At 54.7% G+C, this 9,046-nt stretch carries 10 protein-coding genes and 1 pseudogene; all 11 read left to right on the forward strand.

Features of this window, described 5'->3' with window-relative positions; genetic code table 11:
- A pseudogene (locus AC1RWI_RS37185) lies at positions 1–555 on the forward strand (hypothetical protein); the annotation flags it as partial.
- Positions 555–785, forward strand: coding sequence for a hypothetical protein (locus AC1RWI_RS37190; RefSeq protein WP_043358062.1), 231 nt, complete (start codon positions 555–557; stop codon positions 783–785). The pseudogene AC1RWI_RS37185 and the gene AC1RWI_RS37190, both read left to right, overlap by 1 nt.
- Before the next feature lie 48 nt (positions 786–833).
- The gene (locus AC1RWI_RS37195) at positions 834–2,792 is read left to right on the forward strand and encodes a VENN motif pre-toxin domain-containing protein (protein ID WP_492870801.1); all 1,959 of its coding nucleotides are present in this window, start codon (positions 834–836) and stop codon (positions 2,790–2,792) included.
- Positions 2,793–2,795: 3 nt separating this feature from the next.
- Positions 2,796–3,113 (forward strand): hypothetical protein, encoded by a 318-nt coding sequence (locus AC1RWI_RS37200; RefSeq protein WP_492870802.1) that lies wholly within the window; start codon positions 2,796–2,798, stop codon positions 3,111–3,113.
- Between the two features lie 100 nt (positions 3,114–3,213).
- The gene (locus AC1RWI_RS37205) at positions 3,214–3,711 is read left to right on the forward strand and encodes a hypothetical protein (protein WP_492870803.1); all 498 of its coding nucleotides are present in this window, start codon (positions 3,214–3,216) and stop codon (positions 3,709–3,711) included.
- Positions 3,712–3,760: 49 nt separating this feature from the next.
- Positions 3,761–4,174, forward strand: coding sequence for a hypothetical protein (locus tag AC1RWI_RS37210; RefSeq protein ID WP_492870804.1), 414 nt, complete (start codon positions 3,761–3,763; stop codon positions 4,172–4,174).
- Between the two features lie 197 nt (positions 4,175–4,371).
- Complete coding sequence (locus AC1RWI_RS37215) at positions 4,372–4,839, forward strand: hypothetical protein (protein WP_492870805.1); 468 nt, start codon at positions 4,372–4,374, stop codon at positions 4,837–4,839.
- Positions 4,840–4,980: 141 nt separating this feature from the next.
- A complete protein-coding gene (locus AC1RWI_RS37220; protein ID WP_492870806.1) occupies positions 4,981–5,445 on the forward strand; it encodes a hypothetical protein in 465 nt (154 codons plus the stop codon).
- Positions 5,446–5,593: 148 nt separating this feature from the next.
- Entirely contained in the window at positions 5,594–6,274 is a 681-nt protein-coding gene (locus tag AC1RWI_RS37225) for a hypothetical protein (RefSeq protein ID WP_492870807.1), read from the forward strand.
- Between the two features lie 136 nt (positions 6,275–6,410).
- The gene (locus tag AC1RWI_RS37230) at positions 6,411–6,923 is read left to right on the forward strand and encodes a hypothetical protein (protein WP_492870808.1); all 513 of its coding nucleotides are present in this window, start codon (positions 6,411–6,413) and stop codon (positions 6,921–6,923) included.
- 89 nt (positions 6,924–7,012) lie between these two features.
- Positions 7,013–8,767 (forward strand): ShlB/FhaC/HecB family hemolysin secretion/activation protein, encoded by a 1,755-nt coding sequence (locus AC1RWI_RS37235; RefSeq protein WP_492870809.1) that lies wholly within the window; start codon positions 7,013–7,015, stop codon positions 8,765–8,767.
- The last annotated feature ends 279 nt before the right edge of the window (positions 8,768–9,046 follow it).

A 9,046-nucleotide genomic window follows, 5' to 3' on the forward strand; every position in this document is an offset into this window, starting at 1 on the left:
TACAATTTCCTTGCCCACCCGATGCCGGCGCCGACCCCGCCCCCCACGTCGGGCGAGCCTCAGAGACAGTTTCAGGTTCCCGGCAGGCCTGCAAACATTGAGGAAAGTGCCCTGATCGGAACCCCGGACAAATCGAGGGACAATAACAATTCGCCGCTCATCAAGCCGATCACAGACGCTGTCGTCGCGGTAATCTCGTTGCCGGCTCAGATCATTCAAGGGCTCGGAGCAATTTTTAGCAAGAGCGATTCTGCGGCAGATAAATTCTCCTTGACAGAGAACCGCGCAGTAAAGATATTTGGGGAGCGTGAAGGGCATATCCCTGATACGCCGGAAAATCGTGAATTACTTTCTAGCGTAGCCAATGACCCGGCAACAACGTTGGGATCGGACAGATTCGGGAACGTCTGGTCAGGAAAGACGTTGCCAAATGGGACGCAAGTCTGGACGCAAACTAGAAATGGTCAAATTTGGAATGGCGGAATAAATAAAACGCCACAAACGTTTAATCAAAATACAGGGCTTTCTTCACCAATTCGACCAGGATGGAAATAATGAACGAGTCAGAACTGACCATTGAGCAAGCGTATCGTGCAATGTTCTATTTTCTTGAGCATGAGTACGAGTTGACAAAGTCTGATGAGCTTGGCGGAATGCTTGGGTCCCTCTCTTGGCAGGTATGGGAGGGCGGGCACGGACCAGCTGATCCCGCAGCCTGGAAAGATTGGCTCGAAGCGGTACGAAAAGCGAAGGCTATCAGAGAGGATGCCTCGCCATCCGAATGATGAGACGGAGCAATTTCAGAATACACCGAGCGAGGTCCAATCGTCTGATTGGATGGTATTCGCAGATCGGCGATATCGGTTGCACTGAAATATGCGGGCAATGGCGGCTTCCAGGTCAACGTCAAGCAGAACACGGACCTGAAGGGAGCGGTGCTGGCCAGCACGGCTGACGCTGGCAAGAACAGCCTCACCACCGGCACGCTGACTACCAGCGATATTGAGAACAAGGCGGAGTACAGCAGTAGTTCGTCGACGATTGCCGGCAGCTTCGACAGTGGTCAGAGCCTGCTGAAGAACGGCGTGAACACCCTTGCGGCCACGGCCGCGGGGAATGCGCAAAAGGCAATCGAAGGCGATGCCGCCGGCACTACCAAGAGCGGCATTGCCAATGGCACGGTCACTATCACCAATGCCGAGGCGCAGAAGGAGAAGACTGGCAAGACGGTGGACGAAACGCTTGCCAGCTTGAATCGGGATACGGATGGCGCTAACCAGGCTCTCGATAAGATCTTTGATGCGAAGAAGGTAAAGGAGCAGCAGGAGGAGAACAAGGTCCGGGCCGAACTGGTGCAGCAGTTGGCGCCAATGGTTTATGACAAGGCAGGAGACCTTCTCAAGGGCCAGCCCACGGCGACCAAGGTGGCCGTGCACGGCCTTCTGGGCGGTCTCATGTCAATGGCGATCGGCGGCAACTTTGCAGCAGGCGCAGCAGGCGGCGCCGCCGCCAAGCTGGCAGTGGAGTCATTCGGCGCACAACTGCTTGGTATGGAGGGCGTCAGCGTAGAAGACAGAAAGTCGCTGGTGCAGCTTGCGGGCATGATCGTCGGCGGCTTGGCCGGCGGTGTTGCCGGTGGATCCAGCACTGACTTGGCTGCGGGCGGTAGCGTTGGCAAGGTTGCCACGGAAAACAACTATCTGAAGCACCAAGAGATACTCGATTTCACGAAAGCAAATCAATCCTGCACGGTAAGCGGCAACGCAGAAGCTTGCCGGGAGCGCGATCGGCTCGTCGCACTTGACAAGCAACGTGATGCAGCTCTGTCAGCCTGCGCGGGGAGCAGCAGTGCGGTTTGCACAGGTTTGCAACAAGAGGTTCGCTCCGCCCAGGCCGAGATCCTTCGTAAGCGGGACGAAACCTTTGGTACATTCGGCGTCAGTCCAGTCGACTACATTCTGCTTGCCATGAACACGGAGGCGCAGGCGGCGGGAACGATGTCGAAGGTTGATCGCCTTGTTGGCACCGCAACCGGCGCTGGGCATGCAATCGCCCAGGGACTTGCTGACATGGCAAAGCTAGCGGGCACCGTCGTGGCCTCAGGGCTGGGCGACCAGAAGGCGGGCGAAGAGTTGCGAGGCACGATTGATGGATTGGGTCGGCTTCTGGCGAATCCAACGGCCTGGGAGGCGCTGATAGCCAATGCTACGGCTGAGCAGAGAGAGAGACTCGCGTCGGCCTACGAGAAGGGCGATGCCAAGGAAATTGGGCGAATCGGCGGTGAGTTGGTTACGTATTTGCCGTTTGGTGGACCAGCTGGGGTAGTCAAGACAGCGACAACGGCGGCGGAGGAGGCCGCAGCCCTCGGAAAGGGCGTGGGGATCACTGGTGCAAAAGGGAGCCAGCCCATAGTAGGAGCTGGGGGTGCAACTGATGGTTTCAATGCAGCGCAAGGTGTCGTTGCATCTCGAATCAACGTGCGGACAGGCGATGCAGCTGTTAAAAGTAGTGGGCTTGAATATGCGTGGGCGAAGCATGGCGGTGCCTGGGGGCCAAATAAATCCGCATTCACGATTTCTAAGGATGAGTTGAAGGTTTTTTTACAAGACCCGTTGGTTGTGAAAACACCCGCATATCAATCACCAACATCTGGTAACTTCATTCGAACAGTTGATTTGGGGCGACCAGTCGGTATTGATGCAAAAATTGGAGGCCAGTCGACGAATTTCATGACAGTTATTACTGACTCAAAAGGAAATTTGGTCAACGCATTTCCAGGTAAAACTTTTTAGGCTATGTATTATTTAACTGTTTGGGATAAAGATCTGGCATCCACGGGGCAAGATGGAGCTTTGAGTCGGCTCGAAATACCGATGGATATGGCAAATTTCTTATTGGAATTGGATTCGGAGGAATTTCCTATTCTTTCGAGCTTGAGTTTCGATGATTATGATCTGATTTCCGGTGAGGGAATCGAGTCTCTTGCTCATGAGTTGATTGAAGTCGTCATAATAAATCCATCTGCTTCGGGATTGATTGATTTGATGCTGAAAAAAATTGCTGAGGCGCGCTCTTTGGGGAAAAGCATTTTGTTTGATCCGTTTAGGGGTTAGTGCTTGATTAAAAAGGAACTGTGCCTAGGGAAACGCTGACTTATTCGGTGCGGTGGCCATCATCCAAGGTGAGTTGAAACCGAAGCGGAGATGGATGTATATGACTTACAGTATCCTAGGATCTATGCCTTCAAAATCACTTGCCAAATTATTTCAAGAGTCCCAAGGTCAGCCAGTAATTTTCAATGACGCGTCCGTGGTGCCGATACATCGGCTCCCTCTGGCGGCGGGGAAATGGCATGTCCGTGTAAAGCGAATATCGGCAAAAAATAGTCCGGTTCAAGGACTTAGGATAAAGGTTGATCGTGCTCACATCGCGGTCGCCGGCCAGAAACAGAAAGACATAGTTTTATGGGAAGACACTAGTCCGGATGTTGTTGATATGGAGATTTCATGCGCATCAGACACAGTCTTGAAGGCTTGGAATGTGTGGCGAATTGATGGGATTATTATGGCTTGGATCGGTAACTCTGGCATGATCGTCGAGGGCGATGGAGAAAAAATTAGGCTTCGTTGTAGCGACGGAACCTCGGAACCAGCATTTGATGATCTTATCGCATTGCTCATGATCGAATCGAAATTGATCTGGTTTGAGTAACTGTACTTGATGTGGTCAAGAATATCAGGTGTGAAAGAGGAGGGCTGGCATGGCAAATAGTATCTTTGTTCCCCTTCATGCGGTTCCATCGGGACTCAACGAAATTGTCGATTTGATTGCCTCCGGGTTCTCCGATGTAGGGTGGTCCGTGCCAAATGTATACGGTGGTAAATCGTCTGATGCCGATGAAAATTGGAAAGAAAATTTTGTTTTCGTAGAGGGCGTTGGTTCTGATGAGAAGTGTTGGGTTTCGTTTTGTGAGACAACTCCCGATGTCACGGGAGATGATAAATGGACGTGGTTGGCAGGGGTAACAACAAGAGGAAGTTGGGATTTTGCAGGCGTTGTCGCATACGCACTATGTAGTTACGCCGATTCTGTTGTCTACAATGATTCAGGTGCACTAACTGGTCAGGAGGAATATTCAGTCAAGGAGCTAAAGACTATTTTGTCCAGTGATTAAGTTTGAAATTTTACGAAACCTGGATTGAGGCGCGTGAAGGGTATTTCGCTGATGCGTCGGAGAATCGTGTGTCGCTTTCGAGAGTGGCCGGGTAAATTCCGTGCCGTGACCTTCGTGTTCCGGGAAAATTCGTTTTATTGGAGTGTGAAAATTGGGGGTTATTGATCTTGAGGGGGTAACAATTTTAAAGAGTTAATATGGCTGCAGTAATGAGATCCGACGATGCAAAGCAAGGGCGGGAGTTGCTTGATGTTATTGAGGAGCTTGGCCCGCTAGCTTGGCAAAGATTTGAGTCAAGATATCCAATTTTCAAATTCAAAGATCAAGATCCAATAAGTGAGGATCGATCTAAGATCCCGCCTTTCACCAGTTTTAGATTTGTAGATGAAAATCCTGAAATAATATCAAAAATTAAGTCGGCTTTGGATACATTTGAGGGGGATGTCAAGTGGGTAATGGTGGGCCATTATCGGGATTCGTTTCCAGGAACCACGAATTGGATGATTTGCCCAAAACTAGTTATTGAAGTGTCCGAAGTGGCGCGAGAGGTCGGAGTTCCCGCTGAGCAGTATGTGGGGGAAAAGTATCCGGGCTTCGGGCCGTTAGCTTATGCGGATCTATGTGCCTTGGCCGAGCATTTGAAAACGGTGTTTTCGCAGGAATAGCCATTAACGTCGGCTGTGAAACTTTAGTCAGGAATTGGAAGCGTCAGAATATATTCTAGATGATGGAGTATTTTATTAAATAAGCAGGGATGGTGGATATCGAGGGTCATTAGTGGATAGTTCCATTTGCGGGATGGATTTGTGAATCTCAATTATTTCGACCACACAACGCAAGGGCGAGAATTGCTTGACTTTGTTGAAAAACTCGGTCAACTCGCTTGGAAAAAATTTGAATCCAGATATCCGGAAATTCAATTTAGAGGTCAGCAACCGAAAATGGAAGATAGGTCGGCAATGCCACCTTATACTAGTTTTCGATTTGAGAATGAAGATCCAGAGGTTATTCATAAACTTAGATTTGCAGTAGAAACATACAATGGAGAGATTGAGTGGACCATGGAAGGGCGCTCGCGAGATATGTTTCCGGGAACAACAAACTGGGTTATCTATCCAAAGAGAACATCTGAATCTCGGAAAATCGCCCTCGATGCTGATATGGTGGTTGGTCAATATATGGCACTAAACTATCCGGAGTTTGGGCCGATAGCTTACGGTGATCTTTTGGGGTTGGTTTCGCATATTCGCTCGGTATTTTCAGGGGGGTAAATGTAAGGTGATTTTCTTGTTGCATCGCTAGAAAGTAGCGGATACTCGTCCGGCTGATTATTTTTTCCTCCGGGCAGGGTGGAGAAAATTTTCGCGTGAATATTTATAGTCGCCTGATTATTGGAGGGGGATAATAAACGAGTCTGAATTGATCATTGAGCAAGCGTATCGTGCAATGTTCTGCATTGGGTATGCCGAGTGTAATCAGACGCTGGCACATAGATTTACATTAATTTCAAATTTGTCTAAAAACAAAATAATGAAGCATCTGCTCTTAATCGGTCTTTGCCTTTCCACCACCACCGCTTTCGCAGCCAGCCCGGTCCTCCTGGAAACCCCAGTCACCTACGCGCCGGGCGCCAGCGTAGTCGACCAGGTCAAATCCGAATGCCAGATCGAGAACATGCTGACGACCCGCGTCGGCGATGTACTGCGCAAGCGGAACAAGACCGGCGACGGCACGGTCGCGTCCACGGGCGATGCCAGCGGCGCGCAGGTGCTCCGGCTGCAAATCACCCACATCCTGGGTGTTGGCGGCGGTGCCTGGACTGGCCCTAAAGCTATCACTGTGACTGCCGATCTACTTGAAGGCGGCAAGGTGATCCGCAATACCAAGATCAACCGGTGGTCGGTTGGCGGGATGTGGGGTGGTTTCAAGGGGACGTGCTCCATCCTTGACCGTACCGCCGTTGCCATCGGGAAGGATCTGGGGCGTTGGGTTGCCGATCCGTCTTATGTGATCAAGGAGGAGACGCCGCCGAAGGAGGCTGCCGAGGCGGCGGCGGAAGCCGGTCCGGCTTCTGCGGTTGCTCCGGCTAGCGTGGAGTAGCGCGCTGCGGTTGTTGTCTTGTCGGGCTGGGTCGTGGGCGTTGTGCGTAACGCGGAGCGCCACCCCTTGGCCTGACGTCGTATCCGGGCGTGCTTTTCCCGGCGTTGTCAGCAAGCAAATATAAAGAAGTAAACATATGGGTCAATTCTCTCGTCTCGCCATGCTCGCACTGCCAGCCCTGCTGGCCGGTTGCACATCCGTTTCCACGCTCGCGCCGCCGCTCGGTCCGGACGATCCGTCCGCCGAGCTTTACGGAACCGGCGGCTTCAGCATGACCATTCCGCAAGTGAACCAGAAGGGCTGCTACCAGGGTGATGCCGTCTTGAACACGCAGTCCGCAGCGCAAAGCATCCGCGTGCGTGCCGCGCGTCCGCTGGTGATTGCGATTGACGGTGCATCAGGCATTCATCGCTGCCGCGATATGGTTCGGTTCAGTCCGGAGGCGGGTCACAAGTACGTCGCGCATGGCAGGCCGGGGCCGGATGAGGAGTCGGCGAAGGTTTCCATCTGGAAGCAGGCGGTGAGCGCGAACAAGCCTTACTGCCATATCGCGGTGTTTGATGAGACGGACGAGATGGACATCAAGCCGGTCCAGCTCAAACGGGTCCAGCCGCGCCAGCGGGGTTTTACCTGCATCGGTTTCGACTAATGGCGTGAGCGGTTAGCCGCGCGCGGATGCTGAACATGCCGTGACGCTTGGTCACGCACATACAAGCTTTCATGCAGATCAGAAGAAGAATGATTGCCACAATGCTTTCGGTGGCGGGTGGTGCGGGTTACACCAGCACGTCATTGCGTGCCCAGGTCCCTCCCGCCAATCCGGGTCAGGCCGCCATCCTCTCCGGCGCGGAACAGGAACAGCGCGTGCGCCAGCAGCAGGAAGCCCGCGAACGCGCCCAGGCGGTCCAGGCGCCGGGCGTGCGGGCAGCGCAGCCCTCGGCGGAGGGGTTTCCCGCGTTGCCGGTTGAGCAGCCGTGCTTTCGCATCGAGCGCTTTGTGCTTGAAGTCCCGGCAGAGCTGCCGCCCGCGCTGCATGCGCGCGGCGCGTCTGCCTTGCCGCAGGATCCGTTCGCCTTTGCCCGTGCGTGGCTGGATCACTACCAGGGGGCTTGCATCGGCAAGCAGGGCGTGGACATGCTTGCCAAGGGAGTGTCGCATGTCATCCTTGGCCGGGGCTATGTGACAACGCGCGTGTTGCTGCCCGAGCAGGATCTGAGCACCGGCACGCTGCGCATGGCGTTGATCCCCGGCGTGATCGGGCAATTGCGCTTTGCCGAGCCGGATCTCCGGGGCACGTGGAAGAGCGCGTTTCCCGCGCGCTCCGGCGATCTGCTGAACCTGCGGGACCTGGAGCAAGGGCTGGAGCAGATGAAGCGCGTGACCAGCCAGGATGTGGACATGCAGGTTGTGCCCACCAGCGTGCCGGGCCAGAGCGACGTGGTGATCGCGGTCAGGCGGACCAAGCCGTGGACGGTGGTGGCGTCGATGGACAACTCGGGCACGCGCTCCACCGGCAAGCTGCAGGGCAACCTGAGCGTGGGCATTGACAACCCGCTGGGCCTGAACGACCTGTTCAACGTGGGCTACAGCCAGGATCTGGCCTTTGGCGACCGGCGCCACGGCACGCATGGCTGGAACGGTTTCTACTCGGTGCCGTGGGGTTACTGGACGGGCACGGTGTCGGCGTATTCCAGCACCTATTACCAGCAGATTGCCGGCGTCAACCAGACCTTTGTCTCCAGCGGCAATTCGCAGACGGTGGATTTCAAGCTGCAGCGGGTGCTCAGCCGCAGCCAGAACGATGTGCTCGGGCTGCAGTTCCGGCTGTCCAAGCGCTTTGGCAAGAGCTTTATCGAGGATACGGAAATCGAGCAGCAGCGGCGCAACAACACGGTGGTGGAGGTGGGCATCACCGATCGCCACTACTTCGGCGCCGCCCAGTTCGACGGCAGCCTGGCCTACCGCCAGGGCGTGGCCGGCCTTGGCGCGCAGGCCGATACGCTGGCCGGGCTGGGCGGCCCCACCTGGCGCTACCGCATGGCCGTGCTGGATGCGAACTTGTCGGTGCCGTTCAAGCTGGCGGCGCAATCGCTGCGCTACGTCACTACCGTGCGCGGGCAGTTCACCAATGACCGGTTGTTCTATATCGACGCGCTGACCATCGGCAGCCGGTACACGGTGCGCGGCTTCGATGGCGAAAGCCTGCTGGCGGGGGAGCGCGGTTTCTACTGGCGCAATGAGCTACAGGCGCCGCTGGGCGGGAGCGGGCAGGCGCTGTACGCGGGGCTGGACTATGGGCGGGTGTTTGGTCCGTCGACCGAAGGGCTGGTGGGTACGCAACTGGCGGGCGCGGTGATCGGGCTGCGAGGCGGGCTCGGGTCGAAGCTGGGGGCGGTGTCGTATGACTTGTTTTTGGGTATGCCGGTTTATAAGCCGGCGGCGTTTCATACGGCGGGGGTGACGGCGGGGTTGCAGTTGGTGTTTCAGTATTGATGGATCGATCGGCAGAGGCTCCGGTTCAATCTCGGATTGGAACTAGAAAGCTACAGAAACTTGTCCGGAATAATTCCGATTATTTTGATGAACGTTCGTTTTCTTGTTCTGGCATTTTTGATCCTTAATACCGGGATTCATGGACCTAAGGCGAGTTAGACAGCAGCTATCCGCCGCCGGGCTATTGACGTCAACGCGGTCGCTGGGCCTGTCAGTTCTTTTGTGTGGAGGGCAGGTAATGGCTCATCGGCAATTGGACCGGTGAGCCGACATTATCTC

The organism is Cupriavidus sp. MPR-AND1C (assembly GCF_058809705.1).